The organism is Gammaproteobacteria bacterium (assembly GCA_040183005.1).
Taxonomy (GTDB): domain Bacteria; phylum Pseudomonadota; class Gammaproteobacteria.
Window position 1 is genome coordinate 989,376 of record JAMPIW010000007.1, and the last position, 24,372, is coordinate 1,013,747.

Below are 24,372 nucleotides of genomic sequence, written 5' to 3' on the forward strand. Positions count from 1 at the left end.
GACGTCGTATTCGTCGAGGCGCAGGTCGCCGTCGCGTAAGCGTCCAGCCGTCCCACCTGTTTTTATAGTTACCCTTGCGCCACCCTGTGGTTTTCACAGGAGAGCGGCACATGAATATGAAATCGTTGGAGGCAAGTCGCCACTACTGGCAGCAGCACGTCGCGGCCTGGCGGTGTAGTGGCCTGAAGCAGATTGATTATTGCAGGCAGCATGGACTGGTGCCGAAGCAGCTTCGCTACCGGATCGCCAAAGACCGTCGAAACGACGTTTGCGTGAGCGGCACGGATGCGGTCACGCTGGTGCCCGTGCAGATCGAGGAGGTCAACGGTGCTGGGTTGGTGTTGCAGAACGCGGGGGGGTGGCAGCTCACGCTGCCGTCCGGTGTTTCGGCAAGCTGGCTGGCAACCTTGCTGCGGGGCTTGTCATGATTGCGCAGCCGCATACGATCTGGGTGGCGGTCGCGCCGATGGACATGCGGGTGGGCATCGATGGTCTGTCGCTGCGGGTGCAGCAGGCGCTGGGCAAGGCCCCCTGCGATGGCTCGGCCTATGTGTTTCGTAACCGTCGCGGTGATCGGCTCAAGGTGTTGCTGTGGGATGGCAATGGCGTGTGGTTGTGCCAGCGCCGGTTGCATCGGGGGCGCTTCGTCTGGCCGCAGGCGGACAGTCCGGTCTGGTCATTGGAACTTGCCCAATGGCAGTGGCTGATTGCTGGTGTCGACTGGCAGCGGATGTCGGCCCAACCGGCGGCCGACTGGCGTTTGTGACGATTGAAGCCGCCATGAAAAATGGTGAATAAAAACCTGTATTTATGCGGCTTTCTGCGGTGTTTCATGGTATAATTTTGTCATGAAAAACGTTGCCGAAGCAGCCCTGCAAGACGCTCCTGCCGCTCTCAAAAACTGGGCTGTGCTGGCGATGCAGCAGCTCGACGAAAAGAGTAACAAAGTACAACAGTTAAGCGATCAACTGTCACTGCGCGACCAGCAGCTCAAACACGCCGACCTCAAAATCCAGGCCCTGACCTTCGAACTCGCCTACTACAAGCGCATTCGCTTTGCCAACAAGAGCGAACAATTCTCCTTGGAGCAGCGCGAGTTGTTCGAGGAAAGCTGGAATACCGACACCAGTGCGCTGGAAGCCGAAGTGGAACAGCTGGCATCTACCCAGCAACCCAAGCGCGAACGCGCCGGTCGCCAGCCGTTGCCGAATCATCTCGGCAACCGCTCCATGCGTTGCTCTACCTCCTGCATCCATGCAGTCGTCCCGCGCATCGAGCATCGCCACGAACCTGAGGGTTGCACCTGCGGCCAGTGCGGCAAGGATCTGGTCAAGATCGGCGAAGACATCAGCGAGCAACTGGATGTCGAGCCCGCCCGCTTCTTCGTGCATCGCCACATTCGTCCGCAGTATGCTTGCCGTGCTTGTGAGACCGTCAGTGCGGCGCCGATTCCGCCGGCGGTCATCGACGGCGGCATGGCGGCGCCGGGCTTGCTCACCTGGGTGATGGTCAGCAAATTCATGGATCACCTGCCTCTCTACCGGCTGGAGCAGATCGCCGCGCGCAGCGGGGTCGTCCTGTCACGCTCCACCTTGGCCGAATGGGTAGGTCGCATTGGCGTGGCACTCCAGCCGCTGGCCGACCGGCTGGCCGAGATACTTCGCCAGCGCACCGTCCTGCACGCCGACGAGACCCCGGTGCAGCAACTCGACCCCGGACGGGGAAAAACGCTACGCGCCTTCCTCTGGGCCTACCGAAGTTGCGATCTCGAACAGGGAGACCCCCTCGTCCTCTTCGACTACCAGACCGACCGGCGCGGCAAACATGCCAGGAACTTCCTGCAAGGCTGGAAGGGTGCCCTTATGGTCGATGATTATGCCTGCTACAAAGGCCTGTTCGCCCGCGCCGTGGTGGAACTGGCGTGCCTGGCCCATGCGCGGCGGAAATTCTACGATCTGCATGCCGCCCATCAGAGCCCGATTGCGGCCGAGGCATTGAAGCGCATTGCCGGACTCTACGCCATCGAAGATCAGGGCAAGACCCTGGGCATCGAAGATCGTCATGCATTACGCCAGCAACACGCCAAGCCGAAGCTGGACGAATTCCACGCCTGGCTCCAGAACACACGGCTCACCACCGCCACGGGTAGCGGCACCGCCAAGGCCATCGACTACAGCCTCAAACGCTGGGATGCAATCAAGCGCTACCTCGGGGATGGCCGTTACCCCATCGATAACAACCCGGTGGAAAATGCTATCCGTCCTATTGCGCTTGGTAAAAAGAATTGGCTGTTCACCGGCAGTGAACGCGCGGGCCGCCGCGCCGCCGCCATCCAGAGCCTGTTCGCAACGGCGAAACTCAACGGCATCGAGCCGGCTGCCTGGCTGAAGGATACGCTGGAGAAACTGCCGACCTGGCCTAACAGCCGCATTGATGAGCTGTTGCCGTTGCGGTCTGTGCAGGCATCAGGCTGAGCTGTATAGATGGGGCGGCTGGACGCTTACGCCGTCGCTGCCGTAATCCCGGTACAGCCGCGCCAGGGTCAGGGAGAGCAGCGGCAGCGTGTCTGCGCCGTGGGCGCAGTCACTGAGCATGCGTTCTACCAGGTCCGGTTTTACTTCCAGCCGATTGCCCGCCACCGTGGCACGGTGTGCCGGGCCGGTGATGATTTCCTTGAACTGCGACGGCGGCATGGGTTTGAGATCGTCGAACACTCGGGCGTTCAACCCGGCCAGTTCGGGGGCGGTCTGCAAGGGTTCGTAGCGGTCCGAGCGGATGGTGAAGGCAACGATCAGCGACGGCTGATCCGGTCCGACATCGCGCAGGGTCTCGCCGATGAGGGCCAGGAAGCGACGCGCCTCGTCGGTGGCGTCCGGGTTGAACAGCTCCTCGGCCTGATCGACTGACAGCAGCAGGGTCGGCGGCGGGATGTCCTGGCCGTTCGCGATCAGCCGGTTATGGGCGGCACGCTGGATATCGGTGAGCAGGCGCGGTAACGAGTTGACCTCTGTCAGCAGGGCCGCCTTGATGGCGCCAAAAGTCTGACCACTCAGACCCAAGGTGGTGTGTGCCTTGTGGATGGCCATCGCCAAACCATATTCGCCGGTAAGGGGTTGGCGCTCGGGCCGGATCACTTCCAGCGGCAGGAAATGCCGGTCGTCTCGCTTCAGCCGGGGCAGCAGGCCAGCCCGCAGGAACGAGGACTTGCCGGTGCCGGAGGGGCCGAGAATAACGAACAGGGTTTCTACTCCGGTGGCACGCATGCCACGCAAGGCGTCCAGGCCACGGACGATCTGGGCATCCCGGCCGAAGAAGATCGCCGCATCGTTTTCCTCCAGGGCGGACAAGCCGCGATAGGGCGGACGCTGGGGATCGTCTGGCGGTGGCCAGGGAAAATAGCGCGCGTCCAGGCCGGCGTTTTCCAGCCCCATGCGCAAGCGCGTGAGTCCGTCGGTGAGAAATTCGATCTGCTGCGGCTCTCCTTTGTGGCTGAAAGTAAGCGCCGTCTTTGGGCCACCGCCCACCAGATGGCAGAGCTGCCATTCCGCGGTCAGCTCGGTGGGCAGTTCGCCGATCTCCACAGGCTTGAGAATGGCGCCGAAGATGCGTTTGTTGAGGCTCTTGGCGAGCAGAAACTCAGCCAGGCACCACTTGGATTTCGCCCACGCGGGCGTGACGACAAACACCACCGCCTCGCAACGGTCGGCCGCGCGCCGCAACGTCTCCTGCCAGCGCTCGCCCGCCGCCAGACCGCGCTGGGGATCGATGTCGAGAAAGACGTCATCCCAACCGTTCGCGGCCAGCCACTCCTTGAGTGCAACGGCCTCAAGTTCGTCGATGCTGGAGTGGCTTAGGAAGATGCGGGACATGGAGACTCCTTTGCAGTCATCGCTGTTAATTCACACCCCGAATACCATCGGGGTGCGCTCCCTTCCATAGTGGAAATTGCCTGCCGTTAACCATAGACCACGAATCCCCCCGCCGGCACACTGACCCTTACCGCTCTGCCGTTGCGCGGCTCGATGGACGCCATGGCGCCGATCTGCGCGGGGTTGGTCGAGTAGAGGCAGGTCAGCGCCCCCGGTGCGGCGTGCAGGGCGGCGTCGATGGTCACCCAAGCCGACCGCTCGCTGTCCGCGTCGGTGTTGATGGCCAGCAGGATCTCCTGGTTGTTGAAGAGGCGCGACCAGGGCACCAGCGAGAGGATTCGGCCTCCGATCATGCGGGGCAGGCCGAAGGTGCCCGGCTCGCCGCTGTCGGAGATCTCGCGCAGGTACTGGCGGCCGCGCCGCAGGGGGAGAAGATCGCGGCGCAGTGTCGTCACCTCGGCGATGAAGCGGTAGATCTCGTGGTCTTCGTTAAAGAAGTGGCGGTCAATGCTCTGCAGTGAGCCGAAGTCACCGCCGAACATACACTCACGCAGGAACCGGTCGTTGTCTCCCGCCCCGTCGAAGCCCTGCTCGGTGCCATAGTAAAGGCAGGGGATGCCCATGGAGGTGAGGTTGAGGCCCAGCACGGCCTTGAGGTGGGCATAACCATTGTTGATTTTGTCGCTGCAGAAACGGCCCTTGTTTTCGCCCTTGCGCACCTGGTCGTGATCGTCGAACAGGGTGACGACGTGCTTGCCGAACCAGACGTGGGAGGATTTGTTCACCAGCGCCGAGTTGCGGAACAGGTTGAAGTAATCGGTGGGCTCGCGCCAGCCCTTGGCCAGGTAGTCCATGCGGTCGGGGATGTCGTCTATCCCCAGGGCCGCGTCCAGGCCGGTTAGCTCCAGGGTGTTATAGGCATTCTCGCGCCCACCAGTGATCTCGCCCACCAGGAAGAAGTTTTCCTTGCCCAGGGTCTGGGCGAATTCCTTGATGACTGCAGCGAAGTAGCGCGTCGCGCCCGGTTCCATGTGTTTGACGGTGTCAATGCGAAAGCCGTCGATGTCGGCCAGGGCGATCCAGAACTTGTAGACATCGCACAGGGTGTCTAGAGCCGGAGTATTGTGGAAGGCGTCTACAATGCGCCTGTTCTGCGCGTCCCGGTCGTGCTCGCCGTGGTGAACATCCTTCAGGGTGACGAAGTCGCCCTCATAGTATTCGGGATCATAGTCCCAGCTATTGATGCGGCCCTTGGCGGTAAATGTGGCTGCGTCTTGCAGTTCCGATGGCCACACAGCGTCGTTGGGCCAGGCGTTGCCGTGGGTGGTGGGGTCGATGGCAGTGAAAGGGATATTGGCCTCGCCAAAGGCGTTGCGCCAGCCCGCCACCGGATAGGGTCTGCCATCCCAGCGCGGATCAATGTAGGTATTCCCCTTATCGTCCTTGGCGGGATAACGGTTCGGATTATTCTGGTAACCGAACACGTCGCCGGTGTGGTTGAGAATGATGTCCAGGATCACACAGATGCCATGGGCATGGGCCGTGTTCACCAGGTCGATGAGGTCCTGGCGGGTGCCGAAATGGGGGTCTACATCGAGGAAGTTCTGGATGCCGTAACCGTGGTAGGAGTGCTTGTCTGACTCCACCTGCTTGAACACCGGGCTGATCCACAACGTACTCACGCCCATGCGTTGCAGGTAGCCGATCTTGCTCTCCAGTCCTTTCAGTGTGCCGCCCAGCCACTCATCACCGGCATCGGCCCAGGTGGCCCGATCCGCCTTGTAGGCATCGTCGGGAAAGCGGAACGGGAGCGTGGTACCGCTGGCAACGGGATTGCCGGCAAGGTCGCGATAGTCTTTTTCCCGTCCGTCGGAAAAACGGTCGAGCATCAGGAAGTAGAGCACCTGATCCTCCCAGGCTGGAGGGGAAGCCCGGTATTTTGGGCGCCGCAGGGTAGTCCAGTTGATGTCGGTAAGGCTACGTTCCAGTTGCGCGTGGGTGGTGTTGTCGATGTTCATGATGTAGACCTCCTGTCTGTCTGATTGATCAGGCCGAAATCGGCCCCCTGCATTTATCCTTCTTGATCCAATGCGGCAAGTTGCTCCTCGAACCAGCCGATCCAGTCCTGATGATTGGGCGGCAGTCGGCTGCTGGCGCAGCAGACTTTCGAGTTCGGCCAGCACTTCCACCGTCATCATGCCGCGTATGCCGCCGCCGAGGGCGAGGACTTTCTTGGGGCCGGGGCTTGGATGCGGGCTATGAGTTGTTCGTTCATGATTTCCACTCCATGTTGCCTATCGCACCAAGGTCATCGGGCCTGCTTCACCCGTGACAAGATTGCGGTAATTACCCGTCATCTGCCTGCTGTTGGCGGAAACCTGAAGCCTTGCCTCACCACCGGTGTTGTCAAGGCGGGCATACTCAATCGTCACCACGCCCTGCACGATCGTCCCCGCTCCCTGGGCAATCAGTAGTTGGTTCCAGTTAAACAATTGGACGTTGACGTTGCTTCCCGACTGCTGAAAAATGTAAATACCATCTGGGCCGCGCCATGAACCGCTGATGTCAATAAACGCCGACGCGGGCGATGCCGGAACGGAGGACGCAGGCACTGCAGGCGCCGATATGGGGAGATTTTCCGATGAAGGTTGGGGGTCAACAACCGGCGGCGCGGACGGATCGGATGTTGTCAGTGTTCCGATAAAGGCGAGGGTCAGGATACCGCCTAAAACCATGCCGCTGATGGCCAGTACCTTCCCTTTTGCGCCGCCTGCATCGGGGCTGCGCTTCACATCGTAAAACGCAGCGATACCCAGACCCAGCGCAATAAGCGCGAATACCAATGCGCCTATTTTCGTGTCTTGATCATCGACACTTAACTCTGAGTACGAGATCATCAGCAGCACACCCAAGACCAGGCTGGCGATGGGCTTCCAACTGGTTTTTTTCGTAACATGCGGAGTCGGTTTGGGGGGTTCGGGCGGGCGCGGCCCGACCGGCGTCACCCCGGCTTTTTCCAGCACCTTTACCAGTTGCTGCGTATCGAACTCCCAGCGGTTGTCACTTACCTCTAAAGCCTGCCGCTTGCACAGCCGCTTAAGGTCTTCCGGCAGGCTGCCCTCTTCGGGCATGGTCGCTCCCTCTACAAGCACCGGGACCACCCGGATGTCGCGCTTGAGGGCTGCGGAAATCTCCATGCGGACAAAATCGTTGGCATCCTCCAACCGGCGATTGCCCTTTTCGTCCACCACCGTGAGCCACTGTTTGCCGATCACCACAATCAGGACTTTGCACGAAGATACTGCCTTCTCAATGACCCTATCGAACTCAAGGCCTGGCTCGATACTGCCCGAGACGTCCATGAACACTTGATCCTTGCCAAAATACTGGCTCAGCCAGTCGAAGAGCCTCCCTGCCTCCGACCGTGCATCGCCACGCCTGTAGTTAATGAATACACCCGCCATTTGAATTCCCCCTTATTTAGATAAACACCCGCTTATGCGGGTTTCGTGCTTCAAATCCCTAGATATTCAACAAATCAATGTCGCCCCCTCGGCCTCTCCTGTGTTTAGGTGATTGGAAATTAATCGCCATCAAGTTTATGCAATTGTGCCTCGAACCAGCCGATCCAATCCTGATTGGGCGGCAGTTGGCCGCGAGTCTTCAAACCTTGCTGAATATCAAGGCCACGCCGCAGATAGCCGCGCCGCTCGTCTGCCGACAGGCCAGCGTGCATACCGAGTTTCCCGCAGGACATGACGATATCGATTTGCCACTGCACATTGGCCGCATCGCGCGCGGCCAGCGTTTCGCGGATGTCGAGGCTGTTGCGGTAGGCCGCCAGCGCACCCGCCAGATCGCCCTGCGCCACCCGCACGTCGCCAATCTTGTTGTGACTGATCGACAGGTTGCGCTGCCACTCAGTGTTGGCGGCATCGAGTGCGGCCAACGTCTCGCAAATTTCATGGCTCTTGCGGTAGGCTGCCAGCGCCCCCGCTAGGTCGCCCTGTGCCACCAGCACATCGCCGATGCCGTCGTGACCGACCGCCAGGTCGCGCTGCCACCCGGTGTTGGCGGCATCGCGCGCGACCAGCGTCTCGCAAATTTCATGGTTCTTGCAGTAGGCTGCCAGCGCCCCCGCCAAGTCGCCCTGCGCCACCCTCACGTCGCCGATCCTGTTGTGGCTGACCGACAGGTCGCGCTGCCACTCGGTGTTGGCTGGATCGCGCGCGGCCAGCGTCTCGTGGATGTCGAGGCTGTTGCGGTAGGCCGCCAGCGCACCCGCCAGGCCGCCCTGCGCCACCAGCACATCGCCGATGCCGTCGTGACCGACCGCCAGGTCGCGCTGCCACTGCGTGTTGGCCGCATCGCGCGCGGCCAGCGCCTCGGCAATAGCGAGGCTGTTGCGGTAGGCCGCCAGCGCCGCCGCCAGGTCGCCCTGCGCCACCAGTACGTCGCCAATTCTGTTGTGACTCACCGACAGGTCGCGCTGAGCCTCATCATTGTCGGCGTCTGATGCCACACGCTGTTCAGCCACTGACTGTGCAATATCATAGCTGCGTCGGGCCGCCGCCAAGTCACCCAAGGCCACGTGCAGATCGCCGACATAAAAATGGGTTTCGATGTCCTCGGGATCGTGTTCTGCCGCCCGTTGATAAGCTGCTAACGCAGCGCGTACATCGTGTGAAAAAGCCAGTGCACCTTGTTCGCGTGCGAGCGCCGCCGCGCGTCGGCGAGCGGCGATTTCATCCTCACCGGTGACTTGTGGTGATTGGGCTTCTTCGTCTGCGGCGCGTTCTTCGGCGCGCATCAGGGCTTCAGCCGGTTGGGTATCGCCTTCTTGCAACGCCACTGCGGCGGCGATCTGCGCCGTGCTCGCGTCGGGTTGGGCAGCAGCAGTCAGTGTGCGCGCCACGGCCATTTGCAATTGCGTTTCCAATTCAGTGACGCGATTACTCATCTCAATAACGCTGTTACGCAATGTGGTGTTTTCGGTATCTTTGCTATCAAGCTGTCGCGTCAGTGTAGCGATGATCTGCATCACTTCCGGGGAGTTTGGGGAGACCTGGGATGTGACCCCTTGCAGCTTCTGAATTTCGTTCTGTACCCCGGTGCTCAAGGCCTGAATCAGGTCTTTAATATCGCTGAATTCTGCGGGGCGGGCGTCGCGCTGTACTTCCTCGCGAAAGGCCTGGACGCAATTGAACAGATGCGAGTGGCCGATATCAGACAGCGCGACATCGGGAATGCTGGTGCGTAGCAAGGCGATGTGAGGCTTGCCTTTGCCGCGACGGTACTCCAGATGTGTAATCGAGAGATTGTCCGGGTTGCCGTCGCCGGGCTGAAACCCATAACGGTGGCCCAATATCAGCACATACAAGTCGCAGCCGTCTATATCCGCCAGGCAACTGTCACGCACTGTCTCGCTGTCTGGACGATAGCTATGCACCGGCTGATGATTCGCCGCCACGAGCCAGTCGAACACCGCCTTACGCTCATCCTCCAGGTCCTTCAAGGTGGATGAGACATACACTCTAGCCATTCACAACCCCTTGATAGTTTCTGTGGCTCACCAAAGCTTCCGCGTATCCAGCCACGTTACCTGCCCCGTTCGTTCATTCACCTCGTTATACATATGCGCCGTCCCGCCCGGCCCGTCACCCCCTTCACCATTCCACAGACAAACGAACCGCACCTTGTCCACACCGCAGGCGAGTGCGGTATAGAGCAGCCAGAGGTTGCAGCGTTCGTAGGGGTAGCCGGGTTCGGCATGCGGTGGTGGCTCACCCAGTGCATCCGGCGCGGAGCGAATGGGGGCAGCGAGTTTGGCCTTGGCGTCGAGGTAGCGGTTGCGCCAGGTCTCGCCGACGCGTACCACAGATTTCTGAATGAAATCGGGTTCGTGAAACGGTTGCAGCCAATGCACTTTTACCCCGCGCTGCTGGCAGGCCTCGGTAAACAACAGATCGCCACCGCAGGCGCCTTGGGTGAGGGCGAGGTCATCGGGGCCGGCGCCGAGTTGGTCCAGCGCTTCGGCGATTTTCTGCGCGGCAATGGATTCCTTGTCGGCCGGAAAGCGCGGCGTGGCGCGGTCTGGCGTGTCGATCATGTGGCCGCTGAACAGGAACACTTGGCGCGGCTGCCAGCGCTCCTCGGGTGGGGTGAGTTTTTGCAGGGCACGGTCGAAGGTGGCGATGCCGGCGTCGACATGCTCCGGGTGAAAGCCGAGGTCCTTGAGCAGTTGCAGTTGCGCGCGGCTGGAGTTGAGCGCGAACCAGTCCTTGTCGTTTTTGGCGATGGCTTCCTTGTAGGCCTCCTTGACCGTCTCCGGCGTGCCGACCAGCACCTCGAGATCGCCGAGGGCCGCCAGGGACCAGAAGCGCTGACTGTCGTCCGGCTCGCACTCTGCGGCGAAGCGCACTGCACCGGCCATGGTATACATCTCACTGTCGTAGCGGGTGTCATTGGTGAGGTGGCGATAGAGATGCATCAGCGTGAGCGCGTTGATGCCGGAGTAGTAATGGCTGGGGTTGCGGCGGTAGCCCTTGGTGTAGCTGTCGATAGCGGCGCGCAGCAGGGCGTCTTCGTAAGCGGCCTCATCGCGCATCTGCGCCGGGGTCTTGCCGCTCTGGCGCCAAGCGGCGGTCCAGGCGTCCTTGTCGACGCGGCCCAGCAGCGCCCAGGTTTCCGGGTCAGTGGGGTAGGTGTCTAAAACGTTTCGATAGTGTTCGCGTGCCCTGTCCAACGAATGGCCGGGACAGCCAGCACAGGCCAGCCGTTGCAGGCAGATGCCCTTCCCCTGCAACCCCTTGAGGTTGCCCGGCTCGATCTCCAGTCCGCGTTCGAGCTGTTCCAGCGCGAAATCAAAGCGCTCGGCCTTGCGCAAGGCCTCACCCGCCCGGATCCAGGCCTCGGCGCGAAAGGCGGCGACGGGGGCTTCGTCCGCGAGCACCAGTACATCGCCGATACGCCCTGCCTTGCGCGCCAACTCGACGCGATCTTGCCAGGCATCGTGCTGCTCCCAGAACTCGCGCACATCGCCAATGCGCAGCGACTTCCAGTCCGGCTCCTGCAGGTTGGGCAGCAGTTGATACACCGGGCTCACCTTGCGGCCGTGCCAGGATTCCATCGTCGCCTGCACCATCGCAGTAAGCTGGCGCATGTCGCTCTCCAGTGTTGCCGGGTCTGGCCCGCCGTCCTTGATGTTGTAGCGCAGCTTGCGGTCGGTGTAGAGGTCGAAGGCGGTCGTGACCTGTCCGCCGCACACGATGACCACGCCGCGCGCGCGCAACGCATGGCGCACGCCGAGTTCGTACCAGACATTGGGATTGGCGAGTGTGAGGTCAGCCACCACCAGATCGGCGATCAGTAATTCCTGAAACATGTCGGTGCGAATGTCACCGGCTTGCCGTTCTTCATCCGCACGAAAAACATCCAGCCCGGCCGCCTCAAGCGCAGGCTTGATCAGCTCGGCATAGACACGATTGAAATCGATATCGCTGCCCTGGCTATCCTTCTTCGTGCCGAAAGGCATGGCGACAAACGCGTGCAGTTTCACCCTGCTCTCCCTTTGGTTTCTGGCGCGCCTAGCGCGCAGCCCATTCTCCACTTAGGCGCTATGATCGACAACAACGCCGCGCGGATAGTGATTCATTCGTCAATGTTTTTTATCATAGCAGCATACTAGAGTCTGGCGATTTATTTGAGCTTCTCTCTGAACGCCGCAGCCTACGAATCGCCATGCACCGGCATGGCAGCCGTCGACGGGCAGCACGATTCTGCGGCCGGCGGAGCGGCGTCGGCTTGTCACTCATTGGATGGCTGCCCCCAATTCGGTGAGGTGCAACTTGATTTCATCTTCCGTCCTGCCCATTGCCTGCAGAAGGCCGACGTAGTTCTTCGCGACGGTGAGCGAGTTCGGGTGCTCCGTCCCCAGGCTTACGATAAAGACCTCCAGCGCACGGCGCATCAGCGGCTCGGCCTCCACCCAGCGGTGGGTGGCTTGGAGCAGTTGGGCCAGATTATTGAGGTCACGGGCAACGCTGGGGTGATCCGCGCCGAAGCTCGCCTCGTCGATGGCCAGCGCCCGGCGCATCAGCGGCTCGGCCTCAGGCAGGGGATTGGTGTCCTGGAGCAGTTGGGCCAGGTTGTTGAGGTCGGTAGCGACCTCGGGGTGATCCGCGCCGAAGCTCGCCTCGTCGATGGCCAGCGCCCGGCGCATCAGCGGCTCGGCCTCCACCAGGCGGTGGGTGGCCTTGAGCAGTCCGGCCAGGTTGTTGAGGTCGCGGGCGACATCGGGGTGATCCGCGCCGAAGCTCGCCTCGTCGATGGCCAGCGCCCGGCGCATCAGCGGCTCGGCCTCCGGCAGGCGGTTGGTGGCCTGGAGCAGTAGGGCCAGGTTGTTGAGGCGGATGGCGACCTTCGGGTGATCCGCGCCGAAGCTCGCCTCGTCGATGGCCAGTGCGCGGCGCATCAGCGGCTCGGCCTCCGCCAGACGGTTGGTGGCCTGGAGCAGTTGGGCCAGGTTGTTGAGCTCGATAGCGACCCTGGGGTGATCCGCGCCGAAGCTCGCCTCGTCGATGGCCAGCGCCCGGCGCATCAGTGGCTCGGCATCAGGCAGGCGGTTGGTAGCCTGGAGCAGTGAGGCCAGGTTGTTGAGCTCGATAGCGACCCTGGGGTGATCCGCGCCGAAGCTCGCCTCGTCGATGGCCAGCGCCCGGCGCATCAGTGGCTCGGCATCAGGCAGGCGGTTGGTAGCCTGGAGCAGTGAGGCCAGGCTTGTTGAGCTCGATAGCGACCCTGGGGTGATCCGCGCCGAAGCTCGCCTCGTCGATGGCCAGCGCCCGGCGCGTCAGCGGCTCGGCCTCGGCGTACTGGGCCTTCGCGAGGAGCAGCAGCCCGGTCTGGTTCAGCAGCCGGGTGGTGGGATCAGCGAGTCCGGCCGCATCGGCGTGGGCCGCGACCGCCCGCGCATGGGGCGCCAGCGGGTCGAGCACCGGCCAGTTGCGCACGTCCTGGGGATCGCCCACGAAAGCGGCGTCGACCCAGCGCAGTGCTTCGGCGAGGGCGGTGTGCGCCGGGTCGTCGCGCTGGCTGCGGCGGGTGACCTCCTGCACCAGCCGGTGGACGCTGAAGGTGGGCGTGTCGGCGGCGCGGGTGATCAGGGAGTAGGACTCCAGCTCGGCCAAGGCGGCGAAGGTATCGGCTGCGGCGGCATCGAGCTCCGGAACGGGCACGTCAAGCAGGGATTCGGGAATCGGCTCCGGCGCCAACCAGGCCAGGCGCTGCAACAGCCGCCGGGCGGGCTCACCAAGGCGCTCGAAGGAGGTCTGCCAGGTGACGGCGACACTTTTGGGGTACTGCATCAGGCGCGGGTCGAACCACGCCAGCACCTTGTCGCGCTGCTCCTGCCATTCTTCGAGATAGCGGGCGAAGCCGAGGCGGCGCTGGGCGATGTAGGCGCCCGCCTGTTCCAGGGCGAGGGCGAGGCGGCCGAGTTCTTTGGCCAGGGTTCGCGCCACGGCGGGGTCGTCGGCCTGCTTGCGGCGCTGGGCTGCGGTGCGCGCCAGCAGGAATTCTGTGGCGGCCTCGGGCGAGAGCACGCCGAGCGGCAGCGCCGCGATGCTGCCGCTCCAGTTGGCGAGCCGGCTGGTGAGCAGGGCGTGGCCGCCGCAGAGTTGCGGCAGCAGGGCTTCGACGGCCGCAGCGTCATCTTCCGTATCGATGTTGTCGAGAATGAGCAGCCAGCCGGGGTGCTGCCGCAGCCACACCACTACCGCGTCGCGCTGCCTGGCTTCGTCCGTCTCCCGCTGTTCGGGCAGGTCGAGGATGGCGTGCCCACACAGCGCCGCCAGGTTGCGTTGCAGCGCCCCAGTGCTATCGGCGCTGTCGGCGCCGACGAACAGCAGCGCCGTATAGTCGTCGGCGCGCCGCCAGGCGTACTCCAAAGCCAGCCGCGTCTTGCCGATGCCGCCCATGCCGTTGACTACCCGCGCAACGACGGGCGTGGCGGCGCTTTTTGAAACGGGGGCTGGGACGGGGGCGAGGGCGGGAACGGGACCGAAGCCTGCAGTGAGGTCTTCGAGCGCGGCCTCGCGCCCCTTGAACAGATCGCCGATGGTGAGATAAGGCAGATTGCGCGGCTGCGGGCCGCGCTGTTGTAGCCGAAAGCCGTCACGCAGCACCAGCGCGCGCAGCTGGTCGAGTGAGCTGAACGGGTTCCAGTCCTTGCCGCTGCTGCGCAACTCCGTGAGGAACGCCTGCTGCAACTGCGCGGCATCGTCTGATTGTTGAACCGCATGGGCCGCGATAAACTCGGGCGACGCGAAATAGAGGTAAAGCTCCTTCACCGGCTGGCGCGAGCCATCGAGCCGCTCACCCCTGGCAAGGTAATACTCCCACTGCGAATAGGAACGGCGCGGAAATCCGGCAGGACGCGCCACCTCATCCGGCTCCCAGCCGTAGGCATCCCCCACCAGCGCAATCACCCGATCACAGGTGGCGATGTACTGCTCCAGCTTCTCCAGCAACGAACGGCCATGCTGCTGAAAATCCTCCTGCACCACCACCTCCGCCCCTACCGCGCGCAAGTCGCTGGCCAAGGCATCGCGGCAATCCTTGAGCTGTGCAGATACGGCGGAGAGGAAGATCTTCATGATCAATGAGTATCCTCTGTTTTTGTTGGGGCGGTTATTGGTGCTTGGTTATCACCACAATACATGAAGCATTGGGGTAGGTCATGCAATCTACCCACGCCTGCCCAGAAACTAATTACTCGAATTAGCCGCCTTGCCTACCAACTCCTTCTCTCAGATGCTACGACATTTGTGGTCGCGGGGCACCCGACAAGATTCGTCCCATGATTGATCAAGCTATTGATCAGGCTTCTGTCGAGTCGGCTTCTTCCGCCCACCCTTGCCAGTACCCCCTCCTTTCGATTTCGACTGCAGCGCCTGGACTGCGGCCGTGGGTTTCGGCTCATCCTCTCCCGTCAGCCCCTTCAGAATCGCTTTGATCGTTTCGACAGTAACGCCATCACCGCCAAGCCTTTCTAACATCTGCCTAATAAACTTCAACTGGCTCACCACCGAGTCCTGTTCGCGCGGCGTGGCCTGGACAGCGGTGAACACCTCGCGATAACGGGCGATGATGCTATCTACGGCGTCGGCCTTCAGCCCACCCTGCATCAGGCGGCGAGCAATGTCGGCATCCGGCAAGGCGACGGCGTCCCACAGTGTGCGCGAGGTGGCGTAACGCTCGACGGCGGCCGCTTCGCAGCGCGTAAACCACGACTCGGCATGGGGCAGCTTGTGACCCAGCAGCGCCTCGAGGGTGATCCAGTTGAGGGCGTGATAAGGGTCAAGCTGGGCACCAGTCTCGGCCGCCTCATGGTAATAATGGGCTGCTTGTTTCAGGGCCTTGAGCATGTGTTTGCTCTCAGTGTCGACCTGAGCGAGACGCTTGTAGGCACTGCCCAACAGGGCCAGACGCTCGCGGGTCTTGCCCAACGCGATGAGATGACCGAGGCGCTCGATGGCACTGTGAATCATGGCAATGTCATTGGTTTTTTGCCCGAATCGCGCCTCGAGGTTAGCAAGTTGTTCGGCGGCCGAGATGTCTACGTCGCTATCCGTCTCATCTGCAGCCAGGGCACCCCGATAGTAGTCGATAGCGGTTTTGAATTCGCCCAGCTCGCTGTAGGCACGTGCGAACCGGTACAGCAGTGCACCTTGTGTTTGCCATGCGGCCGGGCAATCTTTTTGTAATGCCGTGAGCCGCGCATTCAAATCCTTTTTCTTCTCTTCGATCTCCTGAGGCGTAAAGATGTTGTCATTTGAAAGGTCTTGTGTCTCGATCCATATCGACCCCAACTCATAGAGCACCTCCTCCACTGACGCATACTGCCGTGCCCGAGACGTGGTGCTAGTGTCATCAGTGGTATTCAGGCGGAAATCGGGATCGCCGTAGGCCTGGTAGGCGCCCCAGGTATTGCAGTCGCGGAACTGCGTCCAGGTTTCGGTGCGTGCTTGTTGCAACGCAGCGCCGAAGGTCGCGCCATCGAGCATGGCGGTGTAAAAGACCTTGGCAAAACTGTTCGCCGCATCGTCACGCACCGCCCAGCCGGCCGCAACCACGGCACGCACACCCATTTCAATGAGCTCGCGCGAGATGCTGGCGGCGAGTTTGTTATAGGCGACCGACGGGCTGTCTTTGGCCTCGGGCCCGATTTGTCCGAGATGGCAGCAGTTAACAAACACCAGGTCGGGGACATGGCGCATCTTGGCAATTTCCACCGCGGTGAGATACAGGCCGCCTTCCAGCACCATGCCGCTGCGTGCCTTTCCATCTAGCGTCGGTGTGGCCTCGTAGTAGCCGTGACCGGCCAAATGCAGCACACGATAAGGCTGGGCGTAGAGCCGGTTGAATACGTCGAGGCCACCGGGGCGCTCGGGGTTGTGCTCCACCGCAAATCCCTTGTGCGCCAGCAAGGAGGCGACGAGCTTCGCCTCCGCGCGTGCGCCCGGTAACGACGGGATGGTGTCTGAGGTGACGGGATCGCCGACGACGTAGGCCGAGTTGGAGGTGGCGGCGCGAATCTGGGTACGAAAATTCGCCGTTTCCAGTTGCCGTACGAAACCCAGTTTCACGCACAGCGGCTCCACATCATCGACCATCAGCTCCCAAGGGTAGTTGGCGGTCTCGGCGTCGACCTCGAGCACCAGACGGGTAATCTGTCCGATACCGTCCTTGAGTTCGTTGGGCAGCAGCAGCTCCCACAAGGTGCGCGCGATACCGGCGCGGAATTGACTGTCGCGCCTGGAGAGTTGCACATATTTTTCTATAAGTTCGGGCTGGAGTTGCTGTACGCGTACTTCGGTGCGGGCCCGGTCTGCAATGGCAACGTAACGCAAGGCGCGAGGTGGTTCCGCGCGATTCTGCGCATCGTCAAAGGCGCAGTCCAGCACGGCGCGCCAGGTCGCCGGATCGACCTGACTGGCATCGGCAAGACTGGCCTTGAGATGCACGGCCACCGCCTTGGGTAATAGAGGCAGGGGCGTTCTGGCATGTGTGGCGGCTACTGCTGTGACTGCCCAGCGGCGCCACTGGCCTGGCGTGGGCATTTGCGAACGCCGCAAGCGACCGTTACGGCCAATGACAAGCTCCGGCTGCGCGTCGATATGCACTTCCAATGACTGGGCGATCGCGGGCGCCAGCTTGCAGGCGGCATGCGCCGCTTGTGTCGCCGCGTCACTGAACAGCTCGATGATTTCGAGGCGGTGAATGCGAACAGGGATATGGGCCCGTTCCATTTCTGCGTTTGCCTGGGCAACCGCACGCATCAGGGTGGCGACCGAGTCTTCCACGGTGATGGCCGCCGCCGAATTGGCCCCAATCAACAGGGCACTCAGGCCGATCGTTTGGATGCCTGTTGCATCTGCACTGCGAGGTCTGTTGTCACAGGTTTGCAGTGCGTACTGCAATGCCCCTTCACGCACCGCGTTTGCCAGCGTACCTGTGCCTAGATCACCCATGCGCCCGAGGCCGATCACGATGGCGCCGCGCGGAATGCCCAGGCGCATGTCCAGCTCGCTCGGCGGGCGCCGCACGATAGCGGTTGTCCCCGGCGCCCCAGGATAGACGCCAAGCTGATAACGTTGCGATAGGGCATGGCCGAGTTGGCGGTCCAGATGGGCCTCGGCAGCGGTGATGGTATCGCCGAGGTAATGGCCGACCATGACAGGGTAACTGGCATAGCGCAGATCGCCATGCACCACGCAGACGCTGAGGCTTACCGGCTCACGCCGCCGGTAGGCGCGAACGGGCTTGCCCATGAACCCGGCAATGAGTTCACCGCGCGTGGGATAGAGCACTGGCTGCGGCACATAAGGCAACACCATCGTCTCACCGCGCGCCAGACTGGGTGGCGTGGTCGGCAAGGCCGTGGTCTTGCCTTGTTCAAGCAGCTCGAGGAGCGCCGGGAACGCCGGTTTGTAATCGGCGAGTTCACCGTGTTCAGCGGGCATGTACCACGTCGCGACGCCAGGGAGTTTTCCTGCCTCGTACGTGACGCGCCCATCGCCTGCATCGGTAGCGGACAGGACAATCCGGTCCCACTTGTCGATGTCTGCGCCACAGGGCGTCATGGGTGCGCTGCCCGCCACATAGACCACGCGGTCAGGATGAGGGATATTCACTGGCAGCGTGGCCACGGCATCCTGTGCATCCGTCAGCAACTTTGCCGCAGGCACGGCCCCACCATTTTCGTTGCTCTTCTTGAGCGCTTGCCACGCCTTCTCGGTGTACCAATCGAACGCCGCGCCCTCGCCTGGCTGAGGCAGCAGTTCCAATGCGCCCTGGAAACCACCAATGATGTCCACTACCCCCTGGAGGTCGTGCGCCAGATCAAGCAACGCAAGCTGGCGCACAGTTGATGCAGCCCCAAGCAAGGTCTCGACCATGGAATAAGAGCCGCGATTCGGCGTACCCAGCATAACGAAACGGCTACCCGGATGAGCACAGATCTGCTCCCACACGTCCGCATGGTCAGCAATGAAGCGGCGCACCACCAGACCGCCCATGCCGTGTGCGATGAAGCGCACCGGCTGGGAAGTGCGCTCGAGCACCTTGCCGACCTCTTGACCCAGGTCGGCAGCGGCCTCGCGGATGGACTTGCGCCAATCGTAGGCGAAGGGCAACACCTCATGGGAGTCAGCAAGGTACTTACACAGACTGTCATAGTACTCACCCAGCAAACCAGTGGCCTTGACGTTGCTGTCGTGAATGTCCTTGATCTTCGCTAACCCACCCATCATCAGATTCGGGAAATCCAGCCAGATGCACTCGCCCTTACGCTCTAGCTGTGACCCCATGATCCCTGGCAGCACAAACACCACCGGCTGTGGCACGCCCGCGCGGGTCTGTAACGCGCGCAGCATGGGCACCGGCTCAATATGCGCGCGCTCGAATGCTGTGAATCCCTGCGGGAACTGTCCGGCAGGCGCCAGCAACCACTGGGCGAGCTTGATGCGCGTGCGCGCGTTCTTGAAATAGTTGAAGTGGCTGACGTCCGCCCCCTGGTCGAAGATGTAATACTCCTGCGCGCGCTGCGCACCGTAGAACATCGAGTCGGTGTTGACCACGAGATCGTTATCGCGCTTCTCATAGATAAAGCGGTCGGTGATGAACACGGCCATGCGCTTGAACCAGTTGCCGCCCTCGATATCGCCGGCGATCACGCCCAGTTCTCCCCCCGATGCGGCGGCAGAATTCAGCAAGGCCACTAATGGTGACTCCGGCATCATCGCCTCGATGCCCGGAATCAGCGCCGGGTCGGTGCGGTCCCGCACTACCTGCAAGGTCACGCGCTTGATGACTTCGTAAATGGGCGATTGACCGACTACCGGAATGAAGCCAATGAGATTGGTCAGCAGCGAAAGAAATTCGTCGATGTTGTCTGAGGCAAGCAGCGTGCCGCGCGCCGGGGAGGCCACGCGCGCAATGCGCATCATACGCAGACGCTTCTGTTGTAACAGGTCGCGCAGGCGTTTGAGCTGCTTCTTGTCATGTCGGTCGGCCTCACCGAGCGCCGAAGCGGGGCGTTGAAAACGATCGATATGGGCGTCGTCCAAATCGGGCACGCCAAGGCAGACCAAATCGCCCACCTGGCCGCCACGCGAATGGGTGACCAGAGAGATCTGCGCCCCTTCCGGCAAGCACTCGACGAGAGCAACGGCATTATCGATGGGGCTCTCACTCATGGTGCGGTGCTCGAAGGCATAAATATGCTCGCCGAACGTAGCCCGCAATGTGCGCCATTCCTGGCTGGCATCACCTTCACAAAAGGCCCCGAAGCTGCCGAGGGTGCGCGAGGCCGTGCCATGGATGAACACCAGGATGGGTTTGTCCTTGGGCAGATCGTTCGCATTCAGTGATGCGGCCTGGCTGAGGTCCAACGGCGCACCGGCGTCCACCGCGGCCCAGCGGTATAGCCCGGGGGCGGGCGTGAGGCGTTTTTCGATCAGATACATGAGCAGCTTGGCGGTGGCCCAGGCACCGGCCTTTTCCACCTGCTCAAGCGCGAGATCCTTGACACAATCCGCCCAGTTTTTGGGATCCTTTAGCTGCTCGACGAGGTCATCGCCCTTGAGGCGCAACACCCGCAGTGCGCCGGCGAACCAATCCTTTACGCCGCGTTCCGCAACACTGGGGCCCGGCAAGCCCGTCAGTTCCAGGCCGCGCTCGGTGATAGCCTCAGGATGCCAGAGCGCCACACGTTCCTGATATCGCTTTGCCGAGGTCCACAGGGTCAACCCGCCCTCAACCTCAATCTCGAGGATGTCATCATCCTCCACCTCCACCACCCGGGCTGGCGCGCCTTTGGCCGCCGCTCGGGCCGGTGGGGAGAGGTCAAAGGCATGCACCACCTCGATGTTGTTCAGCAGGTCGGTGGTGGGTGGCACCTCCGCTGTGCCGCGCAGCCCCACGCGAAAGGGCTCCAGTGGCTCGTCTCGCCCCGGGATGATGAGTTGGATGGTCATTGCGTCCTCTCCCTCTGTGCGCCTCAGGCGCGTTATTGTTGTACCCCCCTGCCCGCGCGGCCACTCGGCGAGCTTTCAGCCATTGCTCATGGCATGGGCGTGAGGAACGGCCGATCGAACTGATCCTTGCGCCCTTCGAGTTGCGGGGTCTGGTCATAATCGCCCTGCTTGAGGTTGGCCAGTGTCTTGCTGTGCAGCTCGCGATAGCTGAGTTTACCCTTGGCTTCGTTGATTGCTGCAACGAGATTGTAGGTCAACGCGCCGTTATAACTGTTGCCGATATAGGCGTCGGCCGAAGTCTGGGTATCACGGCAGCCGGTGACGAGCAGCTCGGGGATATCAGCCACTACCACATCGCTCTTTTTGCGTTTCGCCCGTGGGGAGGCACGCAGTTCACCACGCAACTTGCCACGCAGTTTGCGACCGGACTCCTCGGCCATCATGTCCCAGGGATTGGGCAGATAACGCGGGATTATCGGCGCGTCCGGCGGCAGGAAGGCACGGGTGTTGGTGCCTGAGTGGCAACAGTCCATGATGACGGTCAGGCTCACGCCCGCGCGCAGCTTGTCGAAGGTAGTTCGCAACCAGTCGTCCCTGAGCGGGTCCTTCCAGTCGAGATCCGTCGGGCACAGGATCTCGTCACGGTGATCGGCCTCGTCGCCATCATCGTCCGGCACGTTGGCGCCGTGACCGGAGTAATGCAACAACACCACATCACCCGCGCGCGCCTTACTCACCAAATCGACGATGGCCGCCTGCATCGCCTTCTTGGTCGCCGCCAAATCGGTAAGCACAGCGATGTCGCCCGCCTTGAAACCGTAATACTTGGTGAGTACACCTTTCATGTTCTTCACGTCATTGACACAGCCCCGCAGATCCGCGCCGGGGATACTGTAACGATTGATGCCGATTAACACTGCGCGTTTGGTCATGGCTTGTTCCTTAGTTGGGTGGTTGTGGGTGAGTCGGTTTGTGATACTGTAATTTCCTCTGTCGCTATTTCTCCAAGACTATCTCGTATTTGGCGCTGATTTGCGCTGAGGGTTTCGGGGGCACTGTCCATCAGCCAGGCGAGATGCTCATGTGCCAGGAGAGCGGCCTGATCGTGCAGACCTGCCTGCCTCAACGTCAGTAAATGATTCCACGCCGCGGCCGTTGTATCCGGGTGCTTCTCGCCCAGCACCCGGCGACGAACCTCCAGCACCTTTTCTTCAAGCACACGGGCGCCCGCCAGGTCACCCTGATCCCTAAGTGTGAGGGCCAGGTTATTCATGCTGGTCAGTGTGTTTGGATGCTCCTCGCCCAGCATCCGGCTGAGAACTGCCAACACCTTTCCCTGAAGCGCACGGGCACCCGCCAAGTCGCCCTGGTTCCCGCGTGTGCTGGCCAGATTGTTCATGCTGATCAGTGTGTCTGGGTGCTCCTCGCCCAGCACTCGGCAGCGAACCACCAGCACCTTTTCCTCAAGTGCACGAGCACCCGCCAGATCACCCTGGTTGAAAAGTATGCTGGCCAGGTTGCTCATGCTCGCCAGCGTGCCAGGGCCTTCCTCGCCCAACACCCTGTGGCTAACCTCCAGCACCTCTTCCCCAAGCGCACAAGCACCCGCCAGATCACCCTGGTTGAAAAGTATGGTGGCCAGGTTGCTCATGCTCACCAGCGTGTCCGGGTGTTCCTCGCCCAGCACCCGGCGGCTAACCGCCAATACCTCTTCCTCAAGCACACGGGCGCCCATCAGATTACCCTGGTTGAAAAGTGTGCTGACCAGGTTGCTCATGCTCGCCAGCGTGTCCGGGTGTTCCCCGCCCAGCACCCGGCGGCCAACCGCCAACATCTCTTCCTCAAGCACACGGGCGCCCTCCAGATCACCCTGGTTGAAAAGTGTGATGGCCAGGTTGCTCATGCTCGCCAGCGTGTCCGGGTGTTCCTCGCCCAGCACCCGGCGGCTAACCTCCAACACCTCTTCCTCAAGCGTACGGGCACCCTCCAGATCGCCCTGGTTCCAAAGTGTGCTGGCCAGGCTGTTCATGCTCGCCAGCGTGTCCGGGTGTTCCTCGCCCAGCACCCGGCGGTTAACCTCCAACACCCCTTCCTCAAGCGCACGGGTGCCCGTCAGCACCATTCCCAGAAACGCACGGGCGGCGGCACGCTCCCTGCGCACGGGGTCATAACGCGCAACCCAAGTGCAAAGCTCAATAGTCGCAAGATCGTCATACGTGCCCACAACGAGGCTGCTGGCATGCTCAATCCAGTGCGCCAGCGCCGCATGGTTACGAATATCGTCGGCGTGCTCGGCAAGTTCGTCCGTGAGCGCCCGCTTGGCAGCCACGCACAGGGCGATACTGCGATCGGAGTTAGCACCGTGAAAACGCATCGTGCGGGTTACCAGGACATGCACAGTCACCGAGAAATCGGTATCGCCGGTGGCCTCAGCCAGGGATTGTTCCTGGGCCTCGTGCAGGGCGAGGTCGGCGCGGTCTAGCGCATCCGAATCACTCAAGCCATCGGCAACTGCAAATACCCGAGCGACTAGGCGCCTGGGGATGGGCGCGATGGCCAGCACAGCGGCCAGGCGCAGAAAGTTGCGCGTCTCTTCGCTCACGGCGGCGATGCTCTGCAGCAGCATAGTGGCGATGCTGGCTTCGTGACCGTTGGGCAACTGGCCAGAGAAGTGCTTCGCCAACTCCAAGGCATCTTTGTCTGGATGACGAAGATCGTTGAGAAACTCGAGATAGGGTTTGCTTTTGAGGCGTGCCGCCGTCACATCCACGGCCAGGGCGTGATAGCCCAGCTCGCGGAGGATCTCAGCCACTGCGGCGGCCTCGGCTTCATCGGCGGGCGGGCGTTGCTGGGTGAGCAGGCTGCGTGCTTCGGCCTCAGCCAGCACGCCCACCTCCACCCTGCCACCCAACGCTTGGTATTCGTGGCTGCGAGTGGTGAGCAGGGTCTTGCCATGGGCATGGGGGGCGACCCAGCCGCGCAAATCCTGTATCGGAACATCCGCTGGCACGTCGTCGATCACCCAGAGGAAGGGCTGGTTTTTGTCTGCGAAATGTTTGTGCAACTCCCCTTCGATCTGCACCTGGGATTTATCCTTGATCTCTATGCCCAACCAGGCAGCCACGTTACGCCACTGCTGCTCGCGCTGTTGGTTGAGCGTATCTGCCGTAACGCCATTTTCGCCAGCGGTGCGCGCACTGAGCCAGAACACACCACCGGGATACGCGGCGCCATAACGCAAGGCGTACTCCTCCGCCAGCAGCGACTTGCCCATGCCACCGCCACCCACGAGCTGCGCCAAGGCCGTGCCCAGTTTGAGCTGGCCGATGACGGTCTGGCCGCACCAGAGTTGATCGTGCATCTGCCACATGTGCCGCAACCGCCCGACAAAACGCGCCGAGCCGGTGGCGGTGTAGGGAAACCAGGAGGGGATAACAAGCGGGCGGATATCACCGAGGGTGCCCGTCAGCCCCTGCACTTGCGCTGCGATGCGCTTGGCGAGGTCGTCATAGCCGACGCGATCATCCATGGCAGGTGCGCTGAGGTATTGCTGATCTTTCAGCTCAGGCAGGGCAATGTGGTCCGGGCTGGTTTCGGGATTGACGATAAGCACCCGCTGGCGTGGATCACCGGCTTGCTGCGCGGCCAGGTAGGCAGCGGTGAGCTCCCATTGGCAGGGGCGGGAGAGCGGATAGTGCTTCGAGTACCAGGCGAGCACCGCCTTGCTGTGCGCGAGGCCTTCTGTGATCGCGCGGGTGATGGCGGCATAGTCCGCGATGTCGGCACGGTCGAGCCAAACGCTGAGCCCCTGCGCGCGCAAGGCCTCTACGAGCAAGTCCACGCGTGGCATGTCGAGGCGGCGGTAGCTGATAAACACGTCGTATTCGGTCATCCCCTCATTCCCTGAACCCCTCCCGTTGCTCCGCCGTCGACTCAGCAGCGCCTTGACCTATTACAACGGATAG

Annotated in this window: 13 protein-coding genes and 1 pseudogene; 3 read left to right on the top strand and 11 right to left on the bottom strand. The window is 62.0% G+C overall.

Annotated elements, in window-relative coordinates:
- Nucleotides 1-110: 110 nt before the first annotated feature.
- The 3 genes from M3A44_10595 to M3A44_10605 all read left to right on the top strand — a co-directional run bounded on the left by M3A44_10595 (nucleotide 111) and on the right by M3A44_10605 (nucleotide 2,474).
- Nucleotides 111-428: an IS66 family insertion sequence element accessory protein TnpB gene (locus M3A44_10595; GenBank protein MEQ6342075.1), complete on the top strand. Its 318-nt coding sequence runs from the start codon at nucleotides 111-113 to the stop codon at nucleotides 426-428.
- Nucleotides 425-766 carry an IS66 family insertion sequence element accessory protein TnpB gene (gene tnpB / locus M3A44_10600; GenBank protein MEQ6342076.1) on the top strand — a complete coding sequence of 114 codons (342 nt, stop codon included), beginning with the start codon at nucleotides 425-427 and terminating at the stop codon, nucleotides 764-766. Before M3A44_10595 ends, tnpB begins: the two co-directional genes overlap by 4 nt.
- Before the next feature lie 151 nt (nucleotides 767-917).
- Entirely contained in the window at nucleotides 918-2,474 is a 1,557-nt protein-coding gene (locus M3A44_10605) for an IS66 family transposase (protein MEQ6342077.1), read from the top strand.
- Here M3A44_10605 and M3A44_10610 read toward each other — a convergent pair.
- The 11 genes and pseudogenes from M3A44_10610 to M3A44_10660 all read right to left on the bottom strand — a co-directional run bounded on the left by M3A44_10610 (nucleotide 2,466) and on the right by M3A44_10660 (nucleotide 24,299).
- A complete protein-coding gene (locus M3A44_10610) occupies nucleotides 2,466-3,869 on the bottom strand; it encodes a toll/interleukin-1 receptor domain-containing protein (GenBank protein MEQ6342078.1) in 1,404 nt (467 codons plus the stop codon). The two genes, M3A44_10605 and M3A44_10610, sit on opposite strands and share 9 nt — an antisense overlap.
- 86 nt (nucleotides 3,870-3,955) lie before the next feature.
- Complete coding sequence (locus M3A44_10615; GenBank protein MEQ6342079.1) at nucleotides 3,956-5,887, bottom strand: alpha-amylase family glycosyl hydrolase; 1,932 nt, start codon at nucleotides 5,885-5,887, stop codon at nucleotides 3,956-3,958.
- Nucleotides 5,888-6,163: 276 nt separating this feature from the next.
- Nucleotides 6,164-7,333 carry a TIR domain-containing protein gene (locus M3A44_10620; GenBank protein ID MEQ6342080.1) on the bottom strand — a complete coding sequence of 390 codons (1,170 nt, stop codon included), beginning with the start codon at nucleotides 7,331-7,333 and terminating at the stop codon, nucleotides 6,164-6,166.
- A 119-nt stretch (nucleotides 7,334-7,452) separates the two neighbouring features.
- The gene (locus M3A44_10625; GenBank protein ID MEQ6342081.1) at nucleotides 7,453-9,411 is read right to left on the bottom strand and encodes a DUF4062 domain-containing protein; all 1,959 of its coding nucleotides are present in this window, start codon (nucleotides 9,409-9,411) and stop codon (nucleotides 7,453-7,455) included.
- A 27-nt stretch (nucleotides 9,412-9,438) separates the two neighbouring features.
- Complete coding sequence (locus tag M3A44_10630) at nucleotides 9,439-11,427, bottom strand: DUF4071 domain-containing protein (GenBank protein MEQ6342082.1); 1,989 nt, start codon at nucleotides 11,425-11,427, stop codon at nucleotides 9,439-9,441.
- 252 nt (nucleotides 11,428-11,679) lie between these two features.
- On the bottom strand, nucleotides 11,680-12,216 hold the full coding sequence (locus M3A44_10635; GenBank protein ID MEQ6342083.1) for a tetratricopeptide repeat protein: 537 nt from the start codon (nucleotides 12,214-12,216) through the stop codon (nucleotides 11,680-11,682).
- 33 nt (nucleotides 12,217-12,249) lie between these two features.
- Nucleotides 12,250-12,615, bottom strand: a pseudogene (locus M3A44_10640) (tetratricopeptide repeat protein).
- On the bottom strand, nucleotides 12,608-14,524 hold the full coding sequence (locus M3A44_10645) for a DUF4062 domain-containing protein (GenBank protein ID MEQ6342084.1): 1,917 nt from the start codon (nucleotides 14,522-14,524) through the stop codon (nucleotides 12,608-12,610). Before M3A44_10645 ends, M3A44_10640 begins: the two are co-directional and overlap by 8 nt.
- A gap of 216 nt (nucleotides 14,525-14,740) precedes the next feature.
- Nucleotides 14,741-20,407 carry a CHAT domain-containing protein gene (locus M3A44_10650; GenBank protein ID MEQ6342085.1) on the bottom strand — a complete coding sequence of 1,889 codons (5,667 nt, stop codon included), beginning with the start codon at nucleotides 20,405-20,407 and terminating at the stop codon, nucleotides 14,741-14,743.
- Nucleotides 20,408-20,493: 86 nt separating this feature from the next.
- Nucleotides 20,494-21,339 carry a caspase family protein gene (locus tag M3A44_10655; GenBank protein MEQ6342086.1) on the bottom strand — a complete coding sequence of 282 codons (846 nt, stop codon included), beginning with the start codon at nucleotides 21,337-21,339 and terminating at the stop codon, nucleotides 20,494-20,496.
- A complete protein-coding gene (locus M3A44_10660) occupies nucleotides 21,336-24,299 on the bottom strand; it encodes a tetratricopeptide repeat protein (GenBank protein MEQ6342087.1) in 2,964 nt (987 codons plus the stop codon). The genes M3A44_10655 and M3A44_10660 overlap by 4 nt, the downstream gene beginning before the upstream one ends.
- Nucleotides 24,300-24,372 lie beyond the last annotated feature (73 nt).